Consider the following 26,229-nt stretch of genomic DNA (forward strand, 5'->3'; position numbering starts at 1 on the left):
CACAAGTTGAGCCAGAACCCGTTCTCACGTACAAAGCCACACCGCGGTGGACGAGCAGCAGGGCCTCGCGCTGGGAGCCGGCAGGGCCGTCCTTGAAGGTCAGCAGGGCGGGGGTGCGCTTGGATTCGTGGCCGACAAGGTCCTTGGGCTCGGTCCAGCCGCCGTCCTTGGTCCAGGTGGTGTGCCGCAGATTGTCGGTGCCCTCGGCGGAGGGGTAGACGGCGTGGAGTTTGCCGTCGTAGGAGGCCATGGCGGGTGCAACCTTCTTACCGCCGGAGTAACCAGCCGTTCCGTACCAGCAGTGCAATGGCCCTGCTGGGCCAGATGCGGCCGCCAGGGCCGGCAACGTCGGCTTCCCGTTCCTCCAGAGTCCGCTGGGCCAGTTCTCGCTCGGCCTCACCAAAGCTGAGTGGCTGCCTCGGCGATCTACGCTGTCACCGTTGCTCATTACGTTCAACGGCCCGGCGTCCTGGGGAGCCTCGAAGCGTTCCCCGGTCCCCCGGATCGCTCCGGCCGCCTACAGAGGGGACAGTGCGATGGATGCTGACATCCGGACCAGGGCCGCAGTCGAGGAACACTGGCGGGCGTCGGAACGTGGGGATACCGAAGCCGAGCACGCCATCTACGCTGCGGACGCGATCCTGGACTACCCCCAGTCAGGTGAACGATTCCGGGGCCGCGCGACGATTTCGGCGCAACGTGGCGGGCACCCTGCCAGTCGGCACTTCACCATCCACCGGATCGTTGGCGGCGGGGATCTGTGGGTGAGCGAGTGTGTCATCACCTACGACGGGGTGCCCACCTACTCAGTGAGCATTATGGAATTTGCCCACGGGCATGTGGTGCACGAGACGCAGTACTTCGCGGACGCCTTCGGTGCGCCTGAATGGCGGACAGCACTCGCTGAGCCGATGCCGGGCAGGGAGATCGGCAGGGCCTGACCCAGGGCTGGCTTCGATCGTTCATGAGGCTGTGACAGCTTGCTGACGCGGGCTCCGGGCTTTTGCAAACGAGTGTTTCTGTCGGGTGGGTGTGGCGCGGCCCGAGTGTCGACTCGGGGCCGCACAGCCGCCTCCAGCTCCTGGCCGACGAGCGGCCGCGGGGTCTCTGCGTGGGTGGTCTTGAGGTACTGCCCGCGCTTTGGCAGCGCGGCGTCGCCGGGCTTCTAGGCTGTGGCGGTGCGGTAGAACTCGGCTGCCGTGACGGTGGTGGGGACATCGAGTTCGGCGGCGACCTCGATGATCGCGCTGTCGCCGACCGCGAGGTCGGCTTGGCCGTCGGTGGTGAAGTACGGCGCGATGAACGTCTCGTAGTGGGCTCGGACTTCGTCCTCGGTCTGTCCGCCCAGGAACGTCCGCATGTGCCGCACGGTGGTGTCGGGGTCGTTGTGGATCACCTGCAGGGCGCGCCGGTGGGCTCGTACGACGGCCCGGACCGCGGGGTCGTCCGGGTCGATGTAGGTGGGGTCGACGGCCACGCCCACGGTGGGGATCTGGAAGTGGTCGCCGACCCAGGCCGGCACCTGCCAGCCCTGCTCGGCGGCGACTGCCTCGGGCGCCATGGTGCTGCCGACGTAGGCGGCGTCGATCTTGCCCTCGCGCAGTCGGCGCAGGTCCATGCTGTAGTCGCCGGGAGAGCGGACGACGGTGTCGACGTCGCGGTCGGGGTCGAGGCCGGCCTTGCGCAGTACGATCCGGGCGAAGCACCCGGGTGGGCTGTGGGGGGCGTGTACCGCGAGTCGTTGGCCGGCCAGGTCGGTCAGGGAGGTCAGGCCGGGGCGGGCGAGGAACCAGAACAGCGGGTGGTGGGTGTTGACGTTGAGGGCGACCCACGGGATGCCGTCGGTCAGGCGGGAGAGCAGTGCCCGGCCCAGTCCGATGGTGGCGCAGCGGCGCAGCCGTTCGATGTCCCAGGTGCAGCCGTCGCGCAGGGCGACGTGGACGCCCTCGTCGGCGTAGTAGTCCTGCTGGTCGGCGATGTAGGCGGCCAGTTCCTCGTGCAGGCCCCGCCCGACGTAGGCAAGATCGATCCTGTACATGAAGCTGTTCCTCGATCCTGTCATCGCCGCGCCGTCCTGCACGGGCGCGGGACGGCGCGGCGTACGGTGCTGAGGTGACGGTGCGGTGGATACCGGTCGGGCTGTCAGTCCATCAACATTCCGCCGTTGACCGCGGCTGTGGTGCCGGTCATGAAGGAGTTGTCCTCGCCGGCGTAGAAGGCGACCGCCTGGGCGACGTCGGCCGGGCGTGCCAGGCGGCCCACAGGGGTGAGGGCCACCTGCCGCTGCTTGATCTTCTCGTCGAGCGCGGATCCCATGCGGGTGTCCTCCACCGGGCCGCCTGCGACGATGTTGACCGTGATGCCCTGCGGGCCCAGTTCCTGGGCGAGGTAACGGGCGAACTGCTCCAGGGCGGCCTTGGCCGCGCCCAGTGCGATCATGCCCGCCCGGGGTCGGCGGCTGAGGCCGGTGCTGATGTAGACGATGCGTCCCCAGCCCTGTTCGCTCATGGCGGGCAGGACGGCCTTGGTGACCGCGAACGCCGCGTGCATCTCGGCGTCGATCTTGCCGCCCAGCTCCTCCCACGTCATGTCCTGGAACGACTTGACCGCATACGGGATCAGCGCGTTGTGCACGAGCACGTCGATGCCGCCCCACGCCGCCTGGACCTGTTCGATCATGCTCTCGACGGCCGCTGCCTCGCGCACGTCGGCCTGCACGGCCATGGCCTGCCCGCCTGCGGCCTCGATGTCCGCCACGACCTCGTCGGCCGCCTTGGTGTTGCGCAGGTAGTTGACCACCACGCGCATCCCTCGCGCGGCAAGGAGCCCCGCGGTGGCCGCACCGATTCCGCTGCTGGCCCCTGTCACCAATGCCACCCGGCCGTCTGCCCCGGTCACGAGCCCACCTCCTGATCATCATCGCGGGCCGTCGCAATGACCGCCCGGAGTCCTGCGCCGTCGGTGCCGGGGTCGGCTGAGCGGATCGCCCCGTAGCACGGTGTCGACGGTCGCCCGCAGCAGATCTGCCGCAGGTCGCCCCTCGCGGCGTGGGCGCTCGGGGCGGCGGCGGACGGCGGTACGCGTCTGGCCGTGGTGTGGTTCCACGGTAGGGCACACCGGTGACCGAGAGGTCAGCGGCGCGCGTCGCCGGGGGCGAGCAGACTGGTGTTGAAGGACGAGCAAGGGCTCGTATCCGGCAAACGCGGTGCGACGCGACTGGGCCACAACCAGTGAGTCGGAGCGAGCGGCCCATCCGTCGAATTGCGCGTGGAGCGTGCTGCGACAGTCAAAGGCGGCGCCCGGAAGAAGAAGGCACTCCCGCGTCCGCGGCCAGGCCACGCTCGGGACGGCTTGCGTCCAACAGGGTGCGGGCGTACTTCGTGTGTGCGGCGAGCAGCGCGAGTGCGCGCCCGGGTTTCGCTGACCGAGTACTTCGTGACCGACGGAGCACGGTGGCTGTGGCAGTTCCGGCTCGACCAGATGGCCGCCGATCCCGGCCAGGCACGGTGGATGGTGCGGCAAGCGGTCGTCGGCGACAAGGGTCTCGTCGTCGGACATGCCGGGTTCCACGGACCGCCCGATGAGGTCGGCAGGGTCGAGATCGGCTACTCCGTCGCTCCCGACTTCCGTCGCCAGGGATACGCCCGATCCGCGCTGATCGAGTTGCTCCGCCCGGCAGCAGCCGAACCCGCAGTCACAACCGTGCGGGCGGCGATCAGCCCCGACAACGTCGCATCCCTGGGCACGATCTCGGGCTTCGGCTTCGTCGAGGTCGGAGAGCAGTGGGATGAAGAGGATGGTCTCGAACTCGTCTTCGAGGTTCCTGCCCGCCGAGTACCAGCCGCTTAGAAGTCGCGCAGACAGGGGCGGGTGGGGCCGGCCAGCAGATGGGACGGGCCCGGATTCTGTGATCATGGAGTTGCAGCGCTCTGTGATCACCGGGGGGACCTGTGCCTGTGCTGCCGTCATGGCTGACCGAACCGCTATGAGATCCGCCCGGACGCAGAAGGCCGCAGATCCCGCCCACCTGGCCGCTCCTGAACGAAACCCGTGTTCAGTCGGGTAGGACCGCCGACAGTGCTCGCGGATTCGCAGATCTCAGACGCACCCGGGTCCCGGATGTCACTCTGGCATCCCGGCGTTGACCTCAACCAAGGTTCAGATCCTAGGGTTCTGATCATGACTCAGCGCCACGTACTGCTGTTCCCGGACGCCCTTGGAAGCGAGCTGGCACAGCACATCCTCAGCTCCCTTCCCGACTCCGTCGAGCCGGTCACCGGCGAGGTGACCGACCCGGACGGGCTGGCAGCCCGCCTGAACGAGCTCGGCGGCGTGCGGGCCGCATTCCTGCCCTGGCCCTACGACCGTGCGGCCGGTCGCTTCACCGCTCCCCAGAACGTGCCGGCCGTCGTGGAGGCCCTGGCCGAACACTCCGGGCGGATTGTGCTCAGCTCGTCGCACGGCCTGCGTGAGGGCGCCCCCGCCACCACCCACAACGCCCCCCATGCGGACTTCCACCGCGCACTGGAGGACCGGGTGCGCGGCTCGGGGGTGCCCTGGACAATCCTGCGCCCGTGCATGCCAGCTCATATGACGCTGCGCTGGGCCGAGGCGATTCGCTCCGAAGGCGTCGTACGCGGCCCGTATGCCAAAGCTGCCCGGCCACTGATCGACGACCGCGACGTCGCCGAGGCCGTCGTCCGTACGCTCCTGGACGAAGGCCATGACGGGGCCTCGTACTTCCTGACGGGCTCTGAGCCGCTGACGCACGAACAGCGAGCGGAGACGATCGGCGCGGTGATCGGCCGCCCGGTGCGCTACGAGGAGACCCCGCTGGAGGAGGCCCGGCGGATGATGCTCCGCACATGGCCGCGTGAGCTGGCCGACGCCGTGCTCGCCACCATGGCCTTGCAGGTCATCGAGCCCGAGCTTCCATCTCCGGACCTCGAACACATCACGGGATACCCGCCCCGTCCTTTCCGCGCCTGGGTGGCGGACCACGCCGACGCGTTCCGCTAAGAGGTCGCTCAGCTAGGTGGTCGGTCATGGCCGGCGGTGGGGCGTGTGTGCCACCGCCGGGTGGCCTGGACTGGCGCCTTGGTCCCCTTGCGGGCGATCCGACCATGCAGCCCCCGTTCGTCGAGCAGGGCGCGTGACGTGGCCGAGTCGTAGCCGGCATCGAGGTGCACCATCACTGCCATCTGCGACGGCACCGAGCGCATCACCAAGGCATCACTCGAAGCCATCACGACCGCTTTGCCGAAACCCACCACCGCCCCCGCCGTCGGCAACCCCACCCGCCGACCCACACAAACAGGTCCTGACCAGTACAAACACACGCCGAGTCTGTACGCCCTACCGACACCTACAACAAGCCCCCTCCGAGCGTCAAAGTCTCAGCCGCGCCGGATCCAGCCGACCTGCCACCGGCACCGGAAGCCGGCAGGCCCCCGTGCCGGTGGCGGTCATTCCGGGCCGCCCTGCCAGGTCGCGCGCATCGCCACCGCCCCCCGGATGTGCGGCCGTTCCCTCCACGTGATGTCGCGGACGGTCAGCTCCGGGGTCCTGGTGAGCAGCACCCGCAGTCCCTCCTGGAGGTCGATGCGCCCGAGCTGGGCGCCGGCGCAGTGGTGCGCGCCATGACCGAAGCTGAGGTGTCCACCGGGTGGCCGGGTGAAGTCGATCGCGTCGGGGTCCTCGAATCGGGCCGGGTCGTGGTTGGCCGACTCGTTGACGACGGTGAGGGCTTCGCCCGCGCGCACCAGCGTGCCGCCGACGTTGACATCCTCCCGCGCATAGCGGACGAACATGCCGGCACCGGCGGAGGCGTTGTTGCGCAGCAGCTCCTCGACCGCCGCCGGCAGCTCGGCCGGATTCGCACGCAGCCGGTTCCAGAGCACACGGTCGCCCCGCGTGAGAACGTAGACGCAGTTCGGAATCTGGGTGATGATCGTCTCGAACCCGGTCAGCAGCAGGGTGAAGACCAGGTCGATCAGCTCGGTGTCGGTGAGCCGGTCCTCCTCGTCCCGGGCCTGGATCATCGCCGACATCAGGTCGTCGCGGGGGCGGGCCCGACGCTCGGCGAGGAGCTGCTCGGTGCAGGTGCGCAGGGCACCGAAGCGCCGCATCCTGTCCTCGGGGCCGACGCCGCTGTTGGGGAGCAGCGCCGCGCAGGTCGACTCGACCGCCTCCCGGTCCGAGGCCGGCACGCCGAGCAGGTCGCAGAAGGTCAGCGCGCCTATCCGATGCGCGTAGTCCACCACGATGTCCATGCCCGGCCCGGCGTTCATCGCCGACGACAGCACATCGTCCGCCACCGCGTGCACCGTCGGGCGCTGCGCTTCCATACGGGATCTGCTGAGGGCTTTGAACAACAGCTTGCGCAGCCGGGTGTGTTCGGGGCCATCCAGGGTCATCAGCCCGGACACGTCCGTCGCCTCTTCCTGGCGCGGGAAGTCCCGGCCGACCGACATCGCGCGGCTGAACCGCGCATCGCCCAGCACGAGCCGGACGTCCGCGTAGCGGGTGACCAGCCAGGTGGGTTCACCGTAGGCGAGCCGCACCCGGAGCAGCCCCTTGCGCTGCCGCAGCTCCCGGAACCGCTCGTTGACCTCGATGCCGCGGCCGTCGTCGAAGGGGAAGTGCTCCAGTGCCTCTGCGGCGTCGGGAAGATCGGGAACGTTCGTCATGCGGGCTGCACCTCCGTCAGCCAGTCGTGCAGGTTCGCTGAGATCAGGTCGGCGTGCTGGGACAGGATGGTGAAGTGATCGCCGGGCAGCCTGCGCACGCGGTGCGCCAGTTCGGCCGGGAACGGGTGGTCCTCCGAGCTGGTGGGCACACCCGCGACGACCTCGCTGGCGAGCAGGTGCAGGATCGGCGCCTCCAGCGGGCCGGGCCGCCATCCGCTGAAGATCCTGCTGTAGCCGCCCATCGCCGCGATCTGGCCGCTGGTGGTCACTGTCCGGTCCGGATGGTCGAGCGACATGCCCATGAGGTCACGTCGTCGGATCTGCTCGCGCATGAACTCGGTGCGGGTCTCGGTCTGGTCCATCTCCTCCTCCGGCAGGTACGAGTCCAGCAGCATCAGCGCGGTGACGGGGACGCCGGTCTGCTCCAGGTGCGCGGCCAGGTCGTGCGCCAGCCAGCCGCCCGAGGAGTAGCCCGCGATGATCAACGGGGTGCCGGCCAGCTCACGGCGCAGCGGTTTCGCCAGCATCCGCATCAGGGCGGCACGGTCGGCGGGCAGCGGAGCCTCACCCGCGAATCCGGGCGACCACAGCGACCACACGTCGGACGCGGGGTCCAGCCCGGTGTGCAGGTAGGAGTAGGGCAGGTCCAGGTTGGGGAAGATCGGCGGGGTGAGGCCGACGATCGTGGGGCCACCCGCGCCCGACCCCACCTGGCGCAGTTCGGCGAGATCGCGCGGATCGTCCTGGTCGAACGTGTCGCGGGTCTCGGAGGCCGCGCGGGCCAGGCGGAGGGCGACGTTGATCCGGCCGGTGCGGATCGCCCGGATGTAGAACGAGGCCAGGCTGCCGTCGCTTTCGTCGGCGTTCTCGGGCGCCGGGTCCACCGGCCCGGTGCCGGATTCCGGGACCTCGTCCCCGGACCGGGCGGTCCCCGCGATCTCGTCGAGCGTGCCCTCCTCGGCGCGGGCGGCGAGCTTTTCCAGCACACGCTCGGTGAGATCGACCACCGTGGGATAGTTCAGCACGTCGGCGAGTTCGATCTCCACACCGGCACCGGTGGTGAGTTGATAGCGCAGATCCTCCGCGCTCATCGAGTCCATCCCGAGATCGCGGAACGTGTCCTCGGCGTCGACCTGGTCATCCGGTCCGTTGCCCAGCGCCCGGTTCAGGCACTCACGAACCAGCGTCTCGACGTGGCCGTTGCGCTCCTGCTCGGGCAGTGCCCACAGCAGAGCCGCGGGCGAGCGCCGATCGGGCTCGCGCGTCCCGGGGTCGTCGGAGATCAGCAGCGGCATGGACCACTCGCGCTCGATCCAGTACCGGCTGCGCTGGAAGGCGTAGCCGGGCAACGGGATACGCCGTGCACCGGCGCCGGCCAGGACGACACGCCAGTCCACCGCCGCGCCCATCACGTGCGCGCGGCCCAGTGCGCGCACGATCGCCGCTGAACCGGTCACCGCGCTCTCCGTCTCCTCCGGCACGGCCAGCACGGCGGCACCGTCGGACAGCGCGGCGGCCGTGCCCGCGGTGTCCCCACCGAACACGACCAGCAGTCGATGACCGTCGGCCCGCAACTCGCGGGCAGCCAGGCCGGATTCGGCAGCCGGCACCGTGCGGTAGTCGTCCTCGGCCGGACGGTCCCGCAGCCAACGGCCGGTGTCCCCGCACAGCACCGGCACACCGGGCGCGGGGGGGGCGGGACATCCACGACGTCGGGTTCAACGCCCGCGGGACACCCGGCCGCGATCCGCAGCGCCGAGGACAGGGACAGCCACCCGACCGCCCAGGACGCGGCCAGCCGGCCGGATCCGTGTCCCGCCAACGCCGCCGGGCGCACCCCGGACGCGCACCACGTTCGTGTCACGCCGGTCAGCACGGCCAGCGCGGCCGGGGCCAACACGTCCGGGCGGTCCAGTGGTGGCACGTCCGGGTCGCCGCGAAGCACGTCCGTCAGAGACCAGCCGACCAGCTCGGCCAGCGTGGCCGCACATGCGGAGAGGTGCTCGGCGAACGGCTCGGCCTGGGCGTACTGCGTGGCCAACGCGCGCACCACGGCCGGGGTGCACTCGTGTGGGTACACGAACGCGGTGGTGCCGTTCCGCACGGCGGTGCCGGAGACCACCGCCGTGGCGCTCTTGGTGTCGTTCCGGCCCGTGCTCAGCGCGGTCAGGCCCGCGGCGAGGTCGGCCGGGCGGGAGCCGAACACCACCGCGCGGTGCGGCAGGTGCGCCCGGGTGGTGGCCAGCGACCACGACAGGTCCAGCAGATCCGGGCGCGCCCGGTCGAGGTACTCGTGCAGCGCGGCCGCCTGCGCGGACAGCGCCTGTTCGGTCCTGCCCGACAGGGTCCAGGCCAGCAGTGGCGGGACGGCCCGGTCGCCGGGCTCGGTGTCCGGGTCGGGCTCCGGGTCCTCCAGGATCACGTGCGCATTGGTACCGCCGACTCCGAACGCGGACACCCCCGCCCGTCGGGGGCGCCCGTCGCGCGGCCACGGGACTGCGCTGGTGAGCAGTTCGATCCCGCCCTGCGCCCAGTCGACCCGGGGGGGGGTCGCCGTGCCGATGTTCAGGGTCTTGGGCAGCGTGCTGTGCCGCATGGCCAGCACCATCTTCACCACGCCGGCGACTCCGGCTGCGGCCTGGGTGTGGGCGAGGTTCGACTTCACCGCGCCGATCAGCAGCGGCGGCCGGTCGCCGCGGTGGCGGCCGTACCCGGCCAACAGCGCCTGCGCCTCGATCGGGTCGCCGAGCGCGGTACCCGTGCCGTGCGCCTCCACCGCGTCCACGTCCGCGGGCGACAGGCCGGCCGAAGCGAGCGCGTCGGCGATCACCTGCTGCTGCGCGGTTCCGTTCGGGGCGGTCAGCCCGGAGGAGGTGCCATCGGAGTTGATCGCCGATCCGCGCAGCAGCGCGAGCACCGGGTGGTGGTTGCGACGTGCGTCGGAAAGCTTCTCCAGCACCAGCATCCCGGCGCCCTCGCCCCACGCGGTGCCGTCGGCGGCCATGGAGAAGGGCTTGCACCGCCCGTCCGGCGCCAAGGCGCGTTGCCGGGCGTAGTCGATGAACAGCAGCGGGCTGGACAGGACGGTCACCCCGCCCGCGAGCGCCAGGGTGCACTCGCCCGCGCGCAGCGACTGCACGGCCAGGTGGATCCCGACCAGGGACGAGGAACAGGCGGTGTCCACCGTGAGCACGGGCCCCTGCAGGCCGAACACGTAGGCCAGCCGACCGGAGGTCACGCTGCCCGCGTTGCCGATGGAGAGCTGGCCCAGCATGTCCTCGGGCATCTCGCGGACCGCCGTGGCGTAGTCCGCGTTGGACAGTCCGAGGAACACGCCGGTGCGGCTGCCGCGCAGCCCGGCCGGATCGATACCGGCGGACTCCAGCGCCTGCCAGGTGACCTCCAGCGCGATCCGCTGCTGCGGGTCCATGCTGAGCGCCTCGCGCGGCGAAATGCCGAAGAACTCGGAATCGAAGTCGGCCGCGTCGTCGAGGAAGGCACCGTGCCGGACGTAGGAGCGGCCCGGCGTGCCCGGTTCCGGGTGGTAGATCTGCTCTTCGGTCCAGCCGCGGTCGGCCGGGAACCCGGTGATCACGTCCCGCTCGGCGGCGAGCAGTTCCCACAGCTCCTCCGGCGAGCCGACCCCACCGCCGAACCGGCAGCCCATGCCGACCACGGCCACCGGGTCGTCGGCGGGGTTCTCCAGCTCCCGCAACCGCTCCCGGGTGCGCTGGAGTTCCGCGGTGACCCGCTGGAAGTACTTGACGAGCTTCGGATCCTCGCCCACAGCTTTCGATTCCTCTCCGGTCGGCCGGGCGGCCCCGGCTGCTGGTTCACGCATCGCCGAGCTCCCGGTCCACGAAGGCGTAGAGCTGGTCCACGGAGGCCGAGCTCAGCTCGTCCACCCCGAGCCCCGGCTCACCGTCCAGCGCGCGCAGCGCCGCCCGCAGTTGACCGCGCAGCGCGTCGCGCTGCGCGTTCTCGCCGGCCAGCGCCTCCTCGACCGCCTGCGCGAGTCCGGAGAGCTGATCCGGGCCGCGCTCGGCAGGGCCGTCCGCCGGTTCCTCCGCGCCGGCGGCATCCGGCGCGACCTCCGTACCGAGGTGCGCGGCGAGGACGGCCGGAGTGGGGTGGTCGAACACCAAGCTGGCGGGCAGGTTCAGACCCGTGGCGGTGTTGAGCCGGTTGCGCAGCTCGACCGAACTCAGTGAGTCGAATCCGAGGTCTCCGAACGGACCGTCCGCGGGCACCCCGTCCGCGGACGGGTAGCCGAGCACGGCCGCGATTTGCCCGAGCACCAGGTTGAGGAGCTGCCGGTCCCGTTCGGCGGGGCTCAGTCTGCCCAGCCTGCGGGCCAGGTCCGCCGGGGACTCGGCGGGCGCGGCGGACCGCGCGGAGCGCCGGCGGCGGGCCGGGCGGACCAGATCGCGCAGCAACGGCGGAATGCCCTCCTCTCCCAGACCGGCCACGGTGACCAGATCCAGCCCGATGGGCACCAGGTGGACCCTGTCCGAGCTGGTCGCGGTGTCCCAGAGGGCCAGGCCCTGCTCGACGGTCAGCGCGCGGATCCCGGTGCGGTCCATGCGGGCCCGGTCCGCGGCGCCCAGCCCGCCGCCCATCCCGTCGGTCGTGCCGGCCCCGCTGTCCGGCGCCCACAGGCCCCAGCCCAGCGAGCGGGCCGGGAGCCCGGCGGCGGCCCGCTGGTTCATGAGTGCGTCCAGGAAGGCGTTCGCCGCGGCGTAAGCCCCCTGGCCCGCGGTGCCGAACACGCCGGCGGCGGAGGAGAAACACGTGAACCCGACGAGATCGAGCTCCCGGGTCAACTCGTGCAGGTGCCAGGCTCCGTCGACCTTCGGCGCCAGCACGTTCTCCACTTGCCCATCGGTCAGCGACTCCACCATGCCGTCGTCCAGCACACCGGCCGCATGGACCACGGCGGTGAGCGGATGTGCCGCGGGCACCTCGGCCAGCACCCGGGCCACGTCGTCCCGCCGGGCGACGTCGCCGCGCGCCAGCTCGACGTGCGCGCCGAGCTCGCCGAGTTCGGCGACCAGTTCCGCGGCGCCGGGGCTCTCCGCGCCACGGCGGGAGAGGAGCAGCAGCCTGCGGGCGCCCCGGCTTGCCAGATGCCGGGCCAGCGTGCGGCCCAGCGACCCGAGTCCACCGGTGATCAGCACGGTACCGTCGGGATCGGGTGTGCGGGCGGCCGAGCCGTCGTCGCTCTCCGCCGGACCGTCGTCGCGGTGCAGCCGGGGCACCAGCAGCTCGCCCGCGCGCAGCGCCGCCGCGTCTTCCACAGCAAGGTCGAGGACCGCACGGGCCAACAGCCGACCGTGGAAGGTGGACGCGGTGCGTTGGCGGACCTCCTCCAGGTCGACGACGAAGACCACGTGCCGCCTGGCGGCCGCGGTTGCCGCGACGTTCCGGCGCAGCAGGTCCGCCAACGCACCGCGCACCGCGCAGTCCCAGCAAAACGACGCGCCGTCGGCAGCGCCGTGCACGGTGCGCACCAGGGCCCCGCGGCCGCCTCACACCAGCGCACCCTCAACGGGGCGAGCGCCGGCGCCAACGACCCGGCCAGCCGGCCGGCGCCCCGACCGACGGCGCCGGCACCGCCAGCAGTCCGACGTCGGCAACAGCGCCGCCCCGGCGGCGTCCTGCTCGGCGCCTGCCAGCTGCGGTGGAAGGCGGCCGGCCAAGGGCGGTCCGTCGCCGGGACCAGGGAGTGCGGCGGTTTAGTACTGCTCGGGTTGGGCGAAGCCGGTGTCGTCGCCTGTGTCGAAGGCGCCGGCGGCAGTGGTCGGGTCGAATCCGGGCGGGCTGTCCCTGAGAGTGAGGCCCATGCCGGCCAGCTTCGCCTTGACCTCGTCGATCGACTTCGCACCGAAGTTGCGGACGTCGAGGAGGTCGGCCTCGGAGCGCGCCACGAGCTCACCCACGGAGTGGATGCCCTCACGCTTGAGGCAGTTGTAGGAGCGGACCGTGAGCTCCAACTCCTCGACGGGCACCGCCAGGTCGGCGGCGAGCGCGGCGTCCGTCGGGGACGGGCCCATGTCGATGCCCTCGGCGTCGATGTTCAGCTCGCGGGCGAGACCGAACAGCTCCACCAGGGTCTTGCCGGCCGAGGCCATGGCGTCACGCGGACGCATCGCCTGCTTGGTCTCGACGTCGACGATCAGCTTGTCGAAGTCGGTGCGCTGCTCGACACGGGTCGCCTCGACCTTGTAGGTGACCTTCAGCACGGGGCTGTAGATGGAGTCGACCGGGATCCGGCCGATCTCCTGGCCGACCTGCTTGTTCTGCACGGCGGAGACGTAGCCGCGACCGCGCTCGACGGTCAGCTCCATCTCCAGCTTGCCCTTGCCGTTGACCGTGGCCAGGACCAGGTCGGGGTTGTGCACCTCGACACCGGCCGGCGGCGCGATGTCGGCGGCGGTGACCAGACCCGGACCCTGCTTGCGCAGGTACATCACGACCGGCTCGTCGTGCTCCGAGGAGACGACCAGCTGCTTGATGTTGAGGATCAGGTCGGTGACGTCTTCCTTGACGCCGGGCACGGTGGTGAACTCGTGCAGCACACCGTCGATACGGATGGACGTGACCGCCGCACCCGGGATCGAGGAGAGCAGGGTCCGGCGCAGGGAGTTGCCGAGGGTGTAACCGAAGCCCGGCTCCAACGGCTCGATCACGAACCGGGAACGACAGTCCTCCACGATCTCTTCGGTCAACGAGGGACGCTGAGCAATCAGCACGAAATTGCCTCCAGTCTTCGGCACCTCTGTGCGGTGCCGGCCACCGGACGGCGGTCCGGTGGCGTTAGGGCCAAGGGTAGGGGCGATGCCGGCCACCGACCGTATCCGCCGCACGCGGCGGGTGGCCTGCGGGCAGGGAGCAAGAGCCGAGCGGATCACCGGGCGCTCCCCCGCCCCAGGCCTCGCAGAGCACCACCGCGTCGCCGCCCCAGGGTCCCGCATCTCCACGTTGCGGTGCGGCGTGTCGTGTCCGCGGTTCAGGTCGCACGGCCAAGGCTCTCAGCGGTTCTCCTCGCCGGAGGGCTCCAGCGTCGGGCACAGCACCTGCCCGCGGGTCAGCCGTCCGCTGGTTCCGCTACGAACGCAAGCCCGAGCACTTCCTCGCCTTCGTCGGCATGGCCGCAACCCTCGTCTGCCACCGCCGCCTCACCTCACCCGCCCCTGGCAGCGGCGCCGCGGACGGTCTTGCTGCGGTCTGTCAGTGCTCTTCGAAGACCGGGGTGACTTCCAGGTGCCCCTTGTCTGTGTCGCTCACCGGCAGGCTGACGCCGACCGGGACGGTGACGTGGTGCGTCTCATTCGGAGGGGTGACCACGAGGGCGGTGCCCTGGACGCCCGAGCCGCCGGTGTTGTTGATCGGGTAGACGACGTTGGCGGTGGCCCTCTTCCCCGCCTTGAGGGTGAACGGCGTCCCCACTTCCTGCTTGTTGCGGTCCACCGACTGTGTGCCGTAGTTGGTCTTCAGGTCGACGCCCGGGAACCCGTACATCCGGCAGCTGCTGCCGGTGTTCGTGAACGTGATGAGGATCGAGCCCAGACCCTGGCGGGCCTCGCCCTGGTTCGTCGCCGTGATGCGCAGATTCGAGGTGCGGCACGTCGACGCCTTCGAGGACGTCGAGGAGGTGTGCGAGCCATTCCCGGACGACGATCCGGACCCGCTGGAGGAGTTGGCCGACGACCCGCTGGACGAGTCCGAGGACGGTGCCGCGGTCGAGGAGGAACCGCCCTTGCCGTTCGAGTCCGAGGAGCCGCTCGCCTGGCATGCTGTGAGCGCGACGGTGGCGGCCAGTCCGACGGCGGTGGCGGTAACGGTCCTGCGGACGGATTTGCGGTGCATGTGGTGTGCTCCTCGGTAGCTGCGGACGTGGTGCCCGGCGCAGTTCGGTGTCCGTCGCCGACCCTCTCGCCCCGGACAGCGGCCAGTATTCCAGCCCTGCGCTGTCGTCCGGCCATCTCCAGGCCCGTCGAAAACCGTCCTGCCGTCCCGTCACCCTGGTACAGCCGTGCCAGCCACGACGGTGCCTCGCAAGGGCGTCCTCGACGAGGTACTGCGGCGTTTGCCCGGCCTGTTCGCAGGCGAGGTGAACCGGGCGTCGGTCTCCACCATCATGCGGACGGACAGCACAACCCGTTCGGGTCCGCGCGGTCGCCCGAGCCGCCGAAGGCGCTGCGCGGCCGGGGCTGCGGGGGCTGTTGGTCGGCGACGAGCGGCAGCCGCTTCTGCGCGGGCCTTGGCCTTGGTCGTCGTGGTCCGGGCCGCGCGCCGGCGCTGGGTGAGGCTGCGGGTGGTCCCACGGGTCCAAGGGCGCAGCCGGCCATGGCGTGATACGGCTGAGCGGGCGATGGTCGGTCAGAGCGGCGTCTGCCCCTGCATGGGTTCTGTGAGGAGGGCCTTGCCGCCGTGTTCGCCGCCCAGGACCACGATGGCCGACCGTGGCCGAAGCGGGCCCATTCGGCGAGACCGGGTCAACAGCACGTTCAGACCAAGGACCTGTAGTCCGCGCATTCCAGTCACGCGTTCCAGGGCGTACAAGTTTCCGCAGTTCAAGAGGCGTTCCTCCGTTCCAGCATCCCAATTTCTCCTGCGTTCCTGGCCTGCGGGACGGATCCGCAGGCTCTGAATCGTCAAGGCCGCGCCCTGGAGCACGCTGCGGTCCTGCCTGTGAGTGCGGGCGCGCGGGTCCATGACCGTCCCCGTGGCGATGGTCATCCGACAAAGGGGAGACAAGTACATGTTCAAGAACACCCACCGTCGGCGTGCGATGCGCTCGGCCAGTACCACCGCCGCCCTTGTCACCGTCGGTGTCCTGGCGATCGGCACGCTCGGCACCCCCGCAGCTTCCGCGGCTCCCACCTCCTCAGCGCACACGCCGACAACCGCGTCAATGGCGGAGGACATAGCGTCCTTGGGTGTCTTCATCGACGACGCCTACGCAGAGGACATCGCGAGCGTCATAGGTTTGACCGACCACGAGATAACGATGAAACGCAAGGAGTTCACCAGCCACCTCTTCAACGGGTGGATCGACGAGTGCCTCCGCAACGGTGGCACTGGCCCCGCCAAGCGGGTCCACATCGACGGGCGCAACTGGAACGGAGTTCTCCAGAGGCAGTGGGTCATGGAGGGCGCCCGGGTTATTCGCGTGGCGGAGGGCGGCGGCGAGGAAACGGTCACCCTCTACTTCGACCGAATGATCATTGGAGCATGAGCCGTTGCGGCCGTCGGCACGCCCGGACCCATACGGCGTGACACGCGTGGCGACCTCTCCGCCGCCATGAGGGCCGCTGCGCCCTGGCCTCCTCATGCTGTTGTCAAGCGTCCGTCGTGACCGGTGGCGCCACGACGTGGCACCACCGGTCACGAATCAGGGCCCACATGACGTTGACGCGTCGGCGGGCGAGGGCGACAACGGCCCGCTGGAGCCTGCGGTGTTGGACGAGCGGGCAGTGGAGATTGCCGCTGACAGCCACGCCCCCCGATGCTGCCGTGACACCTCCGCGTGAGGGACGCCCCGCACTGCGGTGCCGAGGGGCAGCGCACTGGTCTGGTGGCACCGAGATGCGAACGCCCCACCCCCGCAGTTGCAATGCCGGGACGAGGCGCGGCTGCGGGGCTACCCGATCCAGTGACGTCCAGGACGGACAGGTGCTGGGGCGACCTGCCGTGGATCGCAGTAGACCCGCGAGTCCGGCGACAGCTCGTCGATGTTCCGGCCTCCCCCGGCCTCGATGAGGCGCCAGCCGTCGTACTGGTCCCACGTCGGATAGACGCCGTGCGGCCAGTGCTCGGGGCGCGCGATGCCCTCGTGCCACTGGAAGACGGCGTCCAGCCGGTCAGAGCCGGCGCCGGAGTCGTCCTCTCCGGTCCACCACCGACCGACCGCTTCGCTTCTGACGGCTCAGCTCTACATCCTCAGTTGGTCAGAGCACGGCCGGAAGCCGGAACCGCACGCCAGTGAGGTTTTCCGACAGTTCCCAGAGGCGGCGGCCGGTGTGGGGATCGGCTGCCGCAGTGGACAGCTGTACCTGTGTCGGGGCGCCGCGCAACTCGGCGAAGCCGTCCGGCCCGATGAACTCACCGCCCTTCACCTCCGGGGCGGTGGCCGCGTACAGCTGAGAGAGTGCACCCTGCTGCGGAGGCTGGGCGAGCGGGGCGAGGAGGGGGCCGAAGACCATCTTCACCACGGCGACCGGCGTGCTTGTCTGGAGGTTGGTGGAGGTGTAGCCGGGGTGGGCGAGCACGCTGCGCACCGGGTTGCCGGCCTCGGTCAGCCTCCGGTGGAGTTCCTGCCCGAAGACGGCGTTGGCGAACTTCGACTGGTTGTAGAACCCCATGGGCGAGTACTTGCGCTCTCTGGAAAGGTCGTCGAAGTGCAGGCGCCCCTGCCGGTGGTTGGTTGAACTCACAGTGACGACGCGGGGGTCGTTCCCGTCGGTCAGCAGGTCGAGCAGTAGACCGGTGAGCGCGAAGTGGCCGAGGTGATTGGACGCGAACTGCAGCTCGTGGCCCTGGGCGCTCAGCGAGCGGGGCGGCGCCATCACGCCGGCGTTGTTGACGAGCACGTCCAGCCGCGGATGATCGGCGCGCAACTGATCGGCGAACGCCCGGACCGAGTCGAGGTCGACCAGGTAGCGCTGGCGGCCCGCCCCAGCGAGGAACGGCCTTCTGCGGCCCTGCAGCACACCGTGTGGGTCCCCATGGCCGCCTGCGCCGACCATTCCGACAGGGCACTACGCGTGGTTCAGCTGATTCTTCGCACCCCCGCCCTGCGCGCACGCTTCCTGGAGCGCCAGGACCAGTGGCGCGACGACCTGGCAGCAGAGCTGGCGCAGCGCCTGGGCCTTGACCCCGACACCGATCTGTACCCCCGGCTGGCCGCCGGAATGGCGCTGACCGCCTTCGACGCCGTGCTGCAATGGTGGAGCGGCAGCGACGGCGCCAAGGACCCGGCCGAACTGACCGATCGGGCCTTCGCCACGATTGCCCCGGCGTTGGACGCCGTGGAGTGAGCGGATACACGCCAACCGCCACCTCGGCCTGCCAAGGTCCGCTGACCCAGGTCCCGGGCAGCTTCAGGTGTGGGAGGGACTCCAGACGCCCGGGCCGCCACCGAGCCACTCGATCACTGGATCGTTTGGCCGAAACTGCTCAGGATCCAATTCGGCCTGGCGCAAGAACTCCAGCAGGTCGGCGTCTGTAGCCCGCCCGCGCACATGCAGGGAATGCCACTGACCGGCATGTATGCGTCACGTCTGTGTCGGTGCCGAACCCGCCTCTACGCTCGGCCACATGAACTGCTCGACATTCGGGAGACGGAACATGCGGCGGACGCCAGAGTTGGTGGACTGCGGCGGCGATGCGAAGGCCGGTGCGGTGCTGGTCCTGCCGGGTGGCTTCATCCGCAGCCGCGGTCGATACTGGCGCTTCGTCGAGACCGAACTGCGCGCCCTCTTCCCGTTGCTGTCCCGGGAAGGTGACGGCCCTGCCGTCTACCTGCTGCGCTACCGCTGCCGTGGCTGGAACGGCGGACGTGAGGACTCCGCCGTCGACGCTCGCTGGGCACTGGGACAGATTGAGGAGCGGCACGGAGAGGTGCCTGTCGCGGTGGTGGGCAACTCCCTGGGCGGTCGTGCCGGGTTCCGGATAGCCGGCCATCCGCACATCACCACTGTGGTCGGCGTGGCGCCGTGGCTGCCCGAGGAGGAGGAAACCGAACACCTCGCCGGACGCAAGGTGTTGATTATTCACGGGGAACGTGACCACAGCAGCGCCGGCGCCCGCCACTCCCTCGCCTACGCCGAGCGCGCCCGGTTGGCCGTACCCGACCTGGCCCGTCTGGAGGTCCCCGGGGAGGGACACTACCTGCTGCGTCGCTCTGCCGACGTCTGGACCACAACGGCCGATTTCGTCCACGACGCGCTGGGCGTCACGGCCGCCCCCCTGCCACTCGCCCAGGCCCTGGAGCGAGCTCGCGATGGCGACTTGCGCACCCCGCTGCCAACTATGTGACGCGCGGCGTCCGAATGACAGGAACGCACATCGCTACCCTCTCTGCCTCCGGACGGGCAGCTGGCCTGGTACACCGGCGATCAGGTGGTCACGCCCCCCGTCGTCCCTGACGCGCCGGACCGACCTTTGCCCACCCCTGGACGTCCTTGCCTCTGTGCTCTGGACGCACTCCGCTACTGGGGGCTCCGCTGACCCCGGTGGCGTAGACGTAGTAGGTGGCCGAGTCCGCCGTCACCGCTCCCCGGCCTGGCGCGGCAGTGGCGGCCGACGCCGGGGCGGCCAGCGCCACCCCGGCCAGCAGGGTCGCCGCGACCGCGGCGAGTGTGGTCCTCGCGAGCTTTCCGTTCACGGAATCCTCCCGATCAAATTCCCTACGGCGCACGGTACTGTTGCGAACACTGGTATTCAAATTTGACTAGACTGCTCGGCATGAGAGAGGCGACCATTCCGATCCTGCCGTGCCGGACCATCCAGCCCATTCTCGACTTTTACACCGCCCTCGGGTTCGAGGTGGCTTTCCAGCAGAAGAGCCCCAACCCGTACGCGGTCGTGGAGCGCGGCGGCATTCAGCTCCACTTCTTCGCGTTGAAGCAGTACGAGCCGGCCGAGTCATACAGCACGTGCTACGTCCGTACCGATGATGTCGATGGGCTGCACGACGTCTTCCGGGCCAGGCTCAAGGCGGCGTACGGGATAATCCCGACCCGCGGGCTGCCGCGAATCGGGCCGCTGAAGGACACCTCGCATGGCATGCGGCAGTTCCTTGTGACCGATCCGGGCGGCAACTGCCTCCGGATCGGGCAGCAGACAAGCCAAGACCAGCACCACCGGCCCGCACCCAAGGAACCCTTTTCCCGAGCCCTTCATCACGCGTCCCTGCTCGCGGACTCGAAGGAGGACCCCGAGAGCGCCGCGAAGATCATCGACCGGGTGCTGCGCACCGAGGACGAGCGGCCCACGCCCGTGCAGCTGCTTCGCCTCCTCGTGCTGCGTGCGGACGTCGCCGGGCGCCTCGGTGACGAAGAGACCGCGAGGTCCGCGCTCGCCCGAGCCGCCGCAATCCACCTCACTGACCAGGAGCGGGAGTCGGTCCATGACGACCTCGAACGCCTTGATGAGCTGAGGGTCTGAGGCTGCTGCTTCGCACGTGCTGGTCACAGCCACTCGTTGAGGACTGCGACCAGCACGGTCGCCTCGTATCGGACGGACAGCGGACAGCGGACAGCGGACAGCGCCAACGAGATCGCGCGTTCATCGACCTACAGGTCCCCAACACGGAGCACGAGCACTCGCGGCGCGGCGTGAAGGCCGCCGTCGTCCACGCACGCGAGCACGGCGATTGAGGTGCCGTTCACCTGCCACGTGCCCGGATGTCGGTGCTTGTCGGCGCTCTTTGAAAATGGTTCTGGCCGCGCTTCCGTGAATCCTCGGTTCACGATCGAAGCAGGATTCGGGTGCGGAGGAGACAGAACGAAGCCCTGCCGTATATGGCGCGTTTGATGGTCTTGACGCGGTTGGCGTGCCCTTCCACGACGCCTGAGCTCCAGGGAGGGTGAGGCCGGCGATGACGGCCTGAAAGTCGAGGCATAGGCCCTTTGCGACGGCGAGGATGGGGGCTGGCGCGTCACGTTCGGCCTTGCGCAGGGGCCGTTCAGGGGGTGCCACGGGGCCGGCCATGGAGGGAAGCAGCGGCCGACGAGGAGTTGGCTAGTTGGCCGAAGTCCGGAGCGGGGTGTCGTCGCCGCGGCCGCCGGCACCGTCGTCGGACTCGAAGGAGCAGCCAACAGTCGGCTGAACTCAGCCAAAGGCCATAGCACATGCTGGACGGACAGGTACGGCTGACGATCTACTCTCCGCCATGGGTATACAACGGCATGTGGTGACCCCGCGCGAAGACTTCTATCGCCTCTACTCGGCTGCCCAGGTGGATGCAGTCGCCGATTCGCTCAGCCTCCGCGCCGAGTTCCCCTACCAACTGACCTACCTCGGCGAGGGAAGCGAAATGTGGCGGGCGGGCGAAGTACCGTCCAACCCCGGCCTCGTGCCGATGCTGCGTGACATCAACAGCCTCCTCACCCGGCACGCCGAGCAGCTCCTCGCCCTTGCCCCGCCATCGTCCCCCATACAGATCGTCGATCTCGGGCCGGGCACCACGCGTCCGGTACGCGGTCTGATCCGCCACCTGCTGGAGGGCAACCGCCTGGCCGGCTATCGCGCCGTCGACATCAGCGCCGAGATCCTCGAACTGGCCAGGGAGAACCTGCAATCCGAATTCCCGGACCACGCGGAGAACTTCGAGCTGTGGCACGGCGACTTCACCGGGCCGGATCTCAAGCGGGTCCTGGCACCCGAGCGCACCTCCGGGCACTCCGGTGCCGATCCGTTCCGCTTCGTCATCCTGGCCGGCGGGACGCTGTACAACTTCGCCGAACCGAACCAGGTTTTACGCCAGGTGCGCAGCGCCATGAGTGACCACGACGTGCTGCTGCTGACGTTGCGCATCGACGTCGGCTCCGACAGGCCCGCGTTCATGAAGCAGGTCAGCGTCGGCGGCCCACACAAGCCGCAGCAGTTGGCGGGACTGGACCTGCTCGCCATCGACCGCTCCTGGTACGTCACCGAAACCGGGTTCGACCGGATGCGCAGCGAGATCTTCGTCCGCGCACGGTTCCTGGAGCCGGTCACCGTGACCTTCGACGCCGAAGGGGGCAGCCGAACGGTGTCGTTCGAGCCGGAGGACACCGTGGTTGTCTGGCGCTACCTCTACCAGGACAGTGCGGCGGTGGCCGACCAGCTGACCGACTGCGGGCTTCAGGTGCGCGTGCTCGAACACGGCCAGGACAGCCAGGTAGTCCTCGTCGCAGCGACTCCGGCACCCTGAACGTCCCTTTCTGTTCCCGAACTTGAGGAACGAACTCGATCCGGACGAGATCCTCTCAGTGGGGCCAGGCATCGGCTGGATTCGGCGAGAATCCGGTCCAGCACCAACCAACGTGAGCGCCCCACCACCGTCAGCGACGCCGAGAGCGGGATGGCGCGCAACGTGTCGGGAGGGGACGGAGCACTTGCCGGCCCCGTCCTCTCCCCCGACGACACCTGGCGCCCGGGTCTCCCGCAAACGGTCCGGCGCTGGGTGCACTGCGTCGGTGGCCGTAGCCTTGGAAACGATCGCTCAGGTGGCAGTATCTGCGCCGTGCCCCCGCTTCAGATGCGGATCACGATCTTTCCGCGTGTGCGTCCGCGTTCGGCGTGCGCGTGGGCGTCGGCGATCCGCTCCAAGGGGTGGGTCTGTTCGATGCGGGGTGTGTAGCGGCCTTGCCGGCCCAGTTCCGCGGCCGCGGAAAGGAGGGCGGAGTCGTTCTCCGCGTTGACCACATGCGTGCCCAGGCGCTGCCCGCCTGCGTGGTCGGCGACCGTCGCGACGTGCGTCGGGTCGCCCGTGATCGCGACGAGGTCGTCCAGGGATCCGGAGGCCGCGGTGTCGAGCGCGATGTCGATGCCGTGCGGGGCGAGAGCGGAGAGGCGCTGCGCGAGGCCGGGGCCGTAGGTGGTGGGAACGGCGCCGAGCGAGGTGAGGAACTCGTGGTTGCGTTCTCTGGCCGTCCCGATCACGGTGGCGCCTTGTGCCACTGCGATCTCGACTGCCGCGCCGCCCACGCCTCCGGCGGCGCCCTCGATGAGAAGGGTGCGCCCCGCGAGGGGGCCGAGCGCGTTCAGGCCGCGCATCGCGGTCGCGGATGCGAGGCCGGCGCCCGCGGCCTGCTCGTCGTTCCACGTTTCGGGGGCGTGGGCCCAGGCTGAGAGGGTGACCAGTTCTGCGGTTGCGTCGGTGACACCGCCCAGCCCGAAGACGCGGTCGCCGATGCTCACCCCCTGTACTCCGTCGCCGATTTCGTCGACGATGCCGGCGGCGTCGCGTCCGGGGATGGCGGGTAGTTCCAGGGGAATCAGCTGGTGCAGGGCGCCGGCGCGCAGCTTCCAGTCGATGGGATTGACGCTGGCGGCCGCGACGCGGATACGTATCTCACCAAGTCCGGGGTGGGGGTCGGGGGCCTGCTCGATCACCAGGCTCTCCGTTCCGCCGTATTCATGGAAGCGGGCTGCACGCATAATGTCCTGTCTTGTCTTTAAGGTCGAAATGGTGGTGTTCATTCGACGCCTGTTGCTCTAAATCCGACGTTGACGTGAGGTGCAGAATCGGCAAGCCGGCTGTCTTCCGGCCGGAGGAGGACGGGTGCGGATCAGTGAGGTTGCCGAGCAGTCGGGCGGCCCCCGCCCCGACAACCACGGTCCTGCCCATCGTCGGAATACCTCCCGTTGAGTCGATGCTCTGGAAGGTATCCAGAAGGTCGGTTACCAGCTGGATACCAAGACCGGCGACGGGAGACCCTCGATGACGCAACGGCCACCACTGCCAACCGACTTCTTCGACGAGCTGTGCCCGTCCTCGCTGGTGCCTTTCCGCTTCGGTGACAAATGGGCACCCATGGTCCTGCGCTGTCTGGAGGGCAGCCCGCGCAGATTCTCCGAACTCCGCGTACCACTGGGCCGCGTCACCCCGAAGGCGCTCACCCAGTCGCTCCGCGGATTGGAGCGGAGCGGATTCGTGTCACGCACGGTGCATGCCGACCCGAAACTGCGGGTGGAGTACGCGCTGACACCGCTGGGCCGCAGCATGCTGGAGCCGCTGGCCGCCGCGTGCCGATGGGCGGCCGAGCACTGGGATGAGCTGCTCGACGCCCGCGAGGGCGGCGTCTCCTCCATCGGCTGACTCGAACCTGCGTGGACACGTGCCGCACCGGACGAGCCGGACCTCTGTGTGGACTCGGGGAATCGCCGACAGCGGTGTCCGCGGCCCAGCCGTAGCCGACGCCCGCAGTGAAGATGTCGGAGGTCTCGGTGAAGCCAGCCCAGTGTGCTGAACGACGCCGACCGCCTCGTGTCCCTGACCGTGCGCCGGCCCGCCTCGGTCTGCCGCCGCCTCCACAGCTGCGCGACGACCTCCTGCTCCCGGTGCCCCGGCGCCGGGTCGGCGGGCAGCGCGACGCGTACCCGCACCGGCTCGACTGCGTCGTTGGAGGACGTCGTCGCGGGCTCACCGTGAACAGCTGGGTCCGGTCCCACCAGCTCGTGTGGTCCGGGCCCTGCGGACAAGCCGGCTACAGGAACGGCGCCCGCCCCGGGTCACATTCCCGGGGCGGGCGCCGTCGTTGTGCAGTCAGCCCACTCCAGCCCGAGGACGGCCTCTGAAGGCTTGTGAAGTCGAGTGCCGGCCTTGAGCTGGATTGGGCGCGATGTGCTCTTCGGGGGGGCGTTCAGGGCGCGGCGTAGGACGGCGGCCCCTTTGGTGTGGGGCCGCGGTCTTGGGTTGTGGTGGGTGTGCTCAGGCGGTGTGGCGGGTCTTGCGGCGGCGGACGACGAGGGCGGTGCCGCCGCCGGCGGCGATCAGTGTGGCGGCCACCGCGGCGATCGCCGCGGTGTTGTCGTTCGTGCCGGTCTCGGCGAGGTCGGAGCCCTTGGCCGCGGTCGACGGAGCGCTGTTGGTCTTCATCCCAGCCGACGGAGCGCTGTTGGTCTTCATGGTCTTGTTGATCCAGCCCGCGTAGGCGGGTGCGCTGGTGTAGAGGCCGGGGCCCTGGGAGCAGGGTACTTTCGGGGCGCCGGGTCCCGAGGTGACGCCGATCAGCTCCCAGCGGCCGTTGCGGCCCTTTTGGACCTGGGGTCCGCCGGAGTCCCCGAAGCACGCCATGGCCTTGGGCACGGTGGTGATCGTGCACAGCCGGGTCCGGTCCGCGTACCCGGGCGCGCACTCGGACTCGGCGCCCCTGCGGGTGTTCAGCTCCTGCAACCGGTCCGGGAACTTGAACGCGGTGTCGACGGTGGTGCCGAAGCCCAGGAGCCGGGTCGGCGTGCCGGGCCGCCCCGCCTGCTCGGCGATCTTGATGGGTTGCTGGGCGACCGGGCGGTCCAGGCGTATCAGCGCGATGTCGTTCTTGTTGGCGGCCTTGTTGTCGCCGTTGACATAGCCGGGGTGGACGAAGGTCCGGTCGATCTTCCGGACGGTGCCGCCGGACTTGCGGTGGTCGCTGCCGACCCGCACGATGCCGTCCAGCTTGAGCCCCTCGACCTTCAGGCAGTGGGCTGCCGTCAGCACCCACTGCCGATCGATCAGCGACGCCCCACAGTTCCCGTCGATCAGACCCTGCTCCGGGGCCGACTCCGGGATGGTCGCCATGAACGGGTACTTCTCGGTGGAGTCCGACCCGTTGACGATGGCTCCTGCGCTGCCGGCCATGACGGTGACGCAGGCCGCAGCGGCGAGAGCACCGACGGCAGCGGTGCGGGCGGCGGTACGGCGACGCAGCGGCTTGAAGCTGAACACAGAGAGTTCCCTTTTTGCTTGGTGGATCCGTATGCCTTCAGCGTCGTCGGCCGAAGCCTGCCGGACCATCCAGGCAGCGGGCCGGTTGACGGTGGGGCCAGCCCCCCTCTGTACTGGGGAAAACCCGACGCCCGGAGGGTGGCTCGCCCGGCGAAGGACCCCGAACCCTGCACCGCTACCTGCGGTGGCGCAACGCGAATGCCCGCCCCCGACGTCCTGACCGCTCAACGCCGCAAACACGCCCGCATCCGCTGGGGCGGGCGCGTACTGGCTGCCGCAGCCTGACCATCGCGCCGGACGCCACAGTCACAGCTCAGCGTTCTGCCGCGCACCTTCCCCTCAAGCGGGTGGAACCCGGCAGGCAGAGACCTCAAAGACGAGTTCGCGACCGTCCTCTTCATCCCACTGCTCTCCGACCTCGACGAAGCCGAAGCCCGAGATCGTGGCCAGGAATGCGACGTTGTCGGGGCTGATCGCCGCCCGCACGGTTGTGACTGCGGGTTCGGCTGCTGCCCGGCGGAGCAACTCGATCAGCGCGGATCGGGCGTATCCCTGGCGACGGAAGTCGGGAGCGACGGAGTAGCCGATTTCGACCCTGCCGACCTCATCGGGCGGTCCGTGGAACCCGGCATGTCCGACGACGAGACCCTTGTCGCCGACGACTGCTTGCCGCACCATCCACCGTGCCTGGTCGGGATCGGCGGCCATCTGGTCGAGCCGGAACTGCCACAGCCACCGTGCTCCGTCGGTCACGAAGTACTCGGTCAGCGAAACCCCAGTCACCGTGCTGGCTCTGGACAGGTCTCCATCCAGCAAGGCGGACATCGCCCTGCCGGACAACTCGACAAAACGGACGCATTTCGGGCCTCGCGTGAGCGGCCTCCGATGATCGGCTTCATCTGTCACCTGCGGATGCTCGCCGACTAATCCGAAGGTGTCGAGCGATTTCGAAGCGGTCGACCAACCAGCCCGCGACACCATCCACCACAACCCCACCCCGGTGAACGTTCCCGGTCACGGCACCGGTGACAGCACTTGTGCACGGGTTCCGACGGCAGTTGATGATCACCCCGACCGCAAATGTCGACGAAGAAGGGGTTCTGGCTCAACTTGTGT

23 protein-coding genes and 4 pseudogenes are annotated in these 26,229 nt (G+C 69.8%); 10 read left to right on the plus strand and 17 right to left on the minus strand.

What is annotated here, in order from left to right:
* Positions 1–250 (minus strand): hypothetical protein (locus CG747_RS45005; RefSeq protein WP_146022289.1); only part of this gene is annotated, 250 nt, incomplete at its 3' end.
* 286 nt (positions 251–536) lie between these two features.
* Here CG747_RS45005 and CG747_RS45010 point away from each other — a divergent pair.
* Positions 537–941, plus strand: coding sequence for a nuclear transport factor 2 family protein (locus tag CG747_RS45010; RefSeq protein ID WP_100607675.1), 405 nt, complete (start codon positions 537–539; stop codon positions 939–941).
* A 224-nt stretch (positions 942–1,165) separates the two neighbouring features.
* Here the strand turns inward: CG747_RS45010 and CG747_RS45015 are convergent, their stop codons facing one another.
* Both CG747_RS45015 and CG747_RS45020 read right to left on the minus strand, forming a co-directional pair.
* The gene (locus tag CG747_RS45015) at positions 1,166–2,038 is read right to left on the minus strand and encodes an ABC transporter substrate-binding protein (RefSeq protein ID WP_100607676.1); all 873 of its coding nucleotides are present in this window, start codon (positions 2,036–2,038) and stop codon (positions 1,166–1,168) included.
* 104 nt (positions 2,039–2,142) lie between these two features.
* Positions 2,143–2,898 carry an SDR family NAD(P)-dependent oxidoreductase gene (locus tag CG747_RS45020; RefSeq protein WP_100607677.1) on the minus strand — a complete coding sequence of 252 codons (756 nt, stop codon included), beginning with the start codon at positions 2,896–2,898 and terminating at the stop codon, positions 2,143–2,145.
* A 504-nt stretch (positions 2,899–3,402) separates the two neighbouring features.
* Between CG747_RS45020 and CG747_RS45025 the strand changes: the two genes are divergently transcribed.
* Together CG747_RS45025 and CG747_RS45030 are read left to right on the plus strand one after the other, a co-directional pair.
* Positions 3,403–3,849 (plus strand): GNAT family N-acetyltransferase, encoded by a 447-nt coding sequence (locus CG747_RS45025; protein ID WP_257981197.1) that lies wholly within the window; start codon positions 3,403–3,405, stop codon positions 3,847–3,849.
* Between the two features lie 330 nt (positions 3,850–4,179).
* On the plus strand, positions 4,180–5,019 hold the full coding sequence (locus CG747_RS45030; protein ID WP_180986015.1) for an NAD(P)H-binding protein: 840 nt from the start codon (positions 4,180–4,182) through the stop codon (positions 5,017–5,019).
* Between the two features lie 35 nt (positions 5,020–5,054).
* Here CG747_RS45030 and CG747_RS45035 read toward each other — a convergent pair.
* From CG747_RS45035 to CG747_RS45060, 6 genes and pseudogenes are all read right to left on the minus strand, one after another.
* Positions 5,055–5,195, minus strand: a pseudogene (locus CG747_RS45035) (IS5/IS1182 family transposase); the annotation flags it as partial.
* Positions 5,196–5,465: 270 nt separating this feature from the next.
* Positions 5,466–6,689 carry a cytochrome P450 gene (locus tag CG747_RS45040; protein ID WP_100607680.1) on the minus strand — a complete coding sequence of 408 codons (1,224 nt, stop codon included), beginning with the start codon at positions 6,687–6,689 and terminating at the stop codon, positions 5,466–5,468.
* Entirely contained in the window at positions 6,686–8,233 is a 1,548-nt protein-coding gene (locus CG747_RS45045; RefSeq protein ID WP_100607681.1) for a thioesterase domain-containing protein, read from the minus strand. Before CG747_RS45045 ends, CG747_RS45040 begins: the two co-directional genes overlap by 4 nt.
* Positions 8,143–10,476, minus strand: coding sequence for a type I polyketide synthase (locus tag CG747_RS45050; RefSeq protein WP_180986016.1), 2,334 nt, complete (start codon positions 10,474–10,476; stop codon positions 8,143–8,145). Before CG747_RS45050 ends, CG747_RS45045 begins: the two co-directional genes overlap by 91 nt.
* A gap of 46 nt (positions 10,477–10,522) precedes the next feature.
* A complete protein-coding gene (locus CG747_RS45055) occupies positions 10,523–12,199 on the minus strand; it encodes a type I polyketide synthase (protein ID WP_100607683.1) in 1,677 nt (558 codons plus the stop codon).
* Positions 12,200–12,424: 225 nt separating this feature from the next.
* Positions 12,425–13,441, minus strand: coding sequence for a DNA-directed RNA polymerase subunit alpha (locus tag CG747_RS45060; protein ID WP_100607684.1), 1,017 nt, complete (start codon positions 13,439–13,441; stop codon positions 12,425–12,427).
* A 353-nt stretch (positions 13,442–13,794) separates the two neighbouring features.
* Here CG747_RS45060 and CG747_RS45065 point away from each other — a divergent pair.
* Positions 13,795–13,875 (plus strand): annotated as a pseudogene (locus CG747_RS45065) (IS5/IS1182 family transposase); the annotation flags it as partial.
* Between the two features lie 44 nt (positions 13,876–13,919).
* On the opposite strand, the gene CG747_RS45070 reads toward CG747_RS45065, so the two are convergent.
* Positions 13,920–14,558: a DUF4232 domain-containing protein gene (locus tag CG747_RS45070; RefSeq protein ID WP_100607685.1), complete on the minus strand. Its 639-nt coding sequence runs from the start codon at positions 14,556–14,558 to the stop codon at positions 13,920–13,922.
* A 513-nt stretch (positions 14,559–15,071) separates the two neighbouring features.
* The gene (locus CG747_RS45075; RefSeq protein WP_100607686.1) at positions 15,072–15,431 is read right to left on the minus strand and encodes a hypothetical protein; all 360 of its coding nucleotides are present in this window, start codon (positions 15,429–15,431) and stop codon (positions 15,072–15,074) included.
* A 22-nt stretch (positions 15,432–15,453) separates the two neighbouring features.
* Here CG747_RS45075 and CG747_RS45080 point away from each other — a divergent pair, with 22 nt between their 5' ends.
* Positions 15,454–15,930, plus strand: a complete 477-nt coding sequence (locus CG747_RS45080) for a hypothetical protein (RefSeq protein WP_146022291.1) — start codon at positions 15,454–15,456, stop codon at positions 15,928–15,930.
* A gap of 103 nt (positions 15,931–16,033) precedes the next feature.
* On the opposite strand, the pseudogene CG747_RS50540 reads toward CG747_RS45080, so the two are convergent.
* Together CG747_RS50540 and CG747_RS45095 are read right to left on the minus strand one after the other, a co-directional pair.
* A pseudogene (locus CG747_RS50540) lies at positions 16,034–16,207 on the minus strand (IS110 family transposase); the annotation flags it as partial.
* Between the two features lie 435 nt (positions 16,208–16,642).
* Positions 16,643–17,404 (minus strand): oxidoreductase, encoded by a 762-nt coding sequence (locus CG747_RS45095; protein ID WP_257981198.1) that lies wholly within the window; start codon positions 17,402–17,404, stop codon positions 16,643–16,645.
* On the opposite strand from CG747_RS45095, the pseudogene CG747_RS45100 reads away from it, so the two are divergent.
* Positions 17,357–17,731: pseudogene (locus CG747_RS45100) on the plus strand (TetR family transcriptional regulator); the annotation flags it as partial. The gene CG747_RS45095 and the pseudogene CG747_RS45100 overlap by 48 nt on opposite strands.
* Positions 17,732–18,041: 310 nt before the next feature.
* The gene (locus CG747_RS45105; protein WP_146022292.1) at positions 18,042–18,731 is read left to right on the plus strand and encodes an alpha/beta hydrolase; all 690 of its coding nucleotides are present in this window, start codon (positions 18,042–18,044) and stop codon (positions 18,729–18,731) included.
* A gap of 88 nt (positions 18,732–18,819) precedes the next feature.
* On the opposite strand, the gene CG747_RS45110 is transcribed toward CG747_RS45105, so the two are convergent.
* Entirely contained in the window at positions 18,820–19,080 is a 261-nt protein-coding gene (locus CG747_RS45110; protein WP_100607689.1) for a hypothetical protein, read from the minus strand.
* A gap of 80 nt (positions 19,081–19,160) precedes the next feature.
* Between CG747_RS45110 and CG747_RS45115 the strand changes: the two genes are divergently transcribed.
* Both CG747_RS45115 and CG747_RS45125 read left to right on the plus strand, forming a co-directional pair.
* On the plus strand, positions 19,161–19,862 hold the full coding sequence (locus tag CG747_RS45115) for a VOC family protein (RefSeq protein WP_100607690.1): 702 nt from the start codon (positions 19,161–19,163) through the stop codon (positions 19,860–19,862).
* Positions 19,863–20,610: 748 nt separating this feature from the next.
* The gene (locus CG747_RS45125) at positions 20,611–21,612 is read left to right on the plus strand and encodes an L-histidine N(alpha)-methyltransferase (protein WP_100607695.1); all 1,002 of its coding nucleotides are present in this window, start codon (positions 20,611–20,613) and stop codon (positions 21,610–21,612) included.
* Between the two features lie 323 nt (positions 21,613–21,935).
* On the opposite strand, the gene CG747_RS45130 is transcribed toward CG747_RS45125, so the two are convergent.
* Positions 21,936–22,841 carry an NADP-dependent oxidoreductase gene (locus tag CG747_RS45130; RefSeq protein WP_100607691.1) on the minus strand — a complete coding sequence of 302 codons (906 nt, stop codon included), beginning with the start codon at positions 22,839–22,841 and terminating at the stop codon, positions 21,936–21,938.
* Positions 22,842–23,124: 283 nt separating this feature from the next.
* On the opposite strand from CG747_RS45130, the gene CG747_RS45135 reads away from it, so the two are divergent.
* Positions 23,125–23,502 carry a helix-turn-helix domain-containing protein gene (locus tag CG747_RS45135; protein WP_100607692.1) on the plus strand — a complete coding sequence of 126 codons (378 nt, stop codon included), beginning with the start codon at positions 23,125–23,127 and terminating at the stop codon, positions 23,500–23,502.
* Positions 23,503–24,114: 612 nt separating this feature from the next.
* Here CG747_RS45135 and CG747_RS45140 read toward each other — a convergent pair.
* Together CG747_RS45140 and CG747_RS45145 are read right to left on the minus strand one after the other, a co-directional pair.
* On the minus strand, positions 24,115–25,113 hold the full coding sequence (locus CG747_RS45140; protein WP_100607693.1) for a trypsin-like serine protease: 999 nt from the start codon (positions 25,111–25,113) through the stop codon (positions 24,115–24,117).
* A gap of 339 nt (positions 25,114–25,452) precedes the next feature.
* Positions 25,453–25,938 (minus strand): GNAT family N-acetyltransferase, encoded by a 486-nt coding sequence (locus CG747_RS45145; protein WP_100607694.1) that lies wholly within the window; start codon positions 25,936–25,938, stop codon positions 25,453–25,455.
* Between the last annotated feature and the right edge of the window lie 291 nt (positions 25,939–26,229).

Source organism: Streptomyces sp. CB02959 (genome assembly GCF_002803155.1).
Lineage (GTDB): Bacteria > Actinomycetota > Actinomycetes > Streptomycetales > Streptomycetaceae > Streptomyces.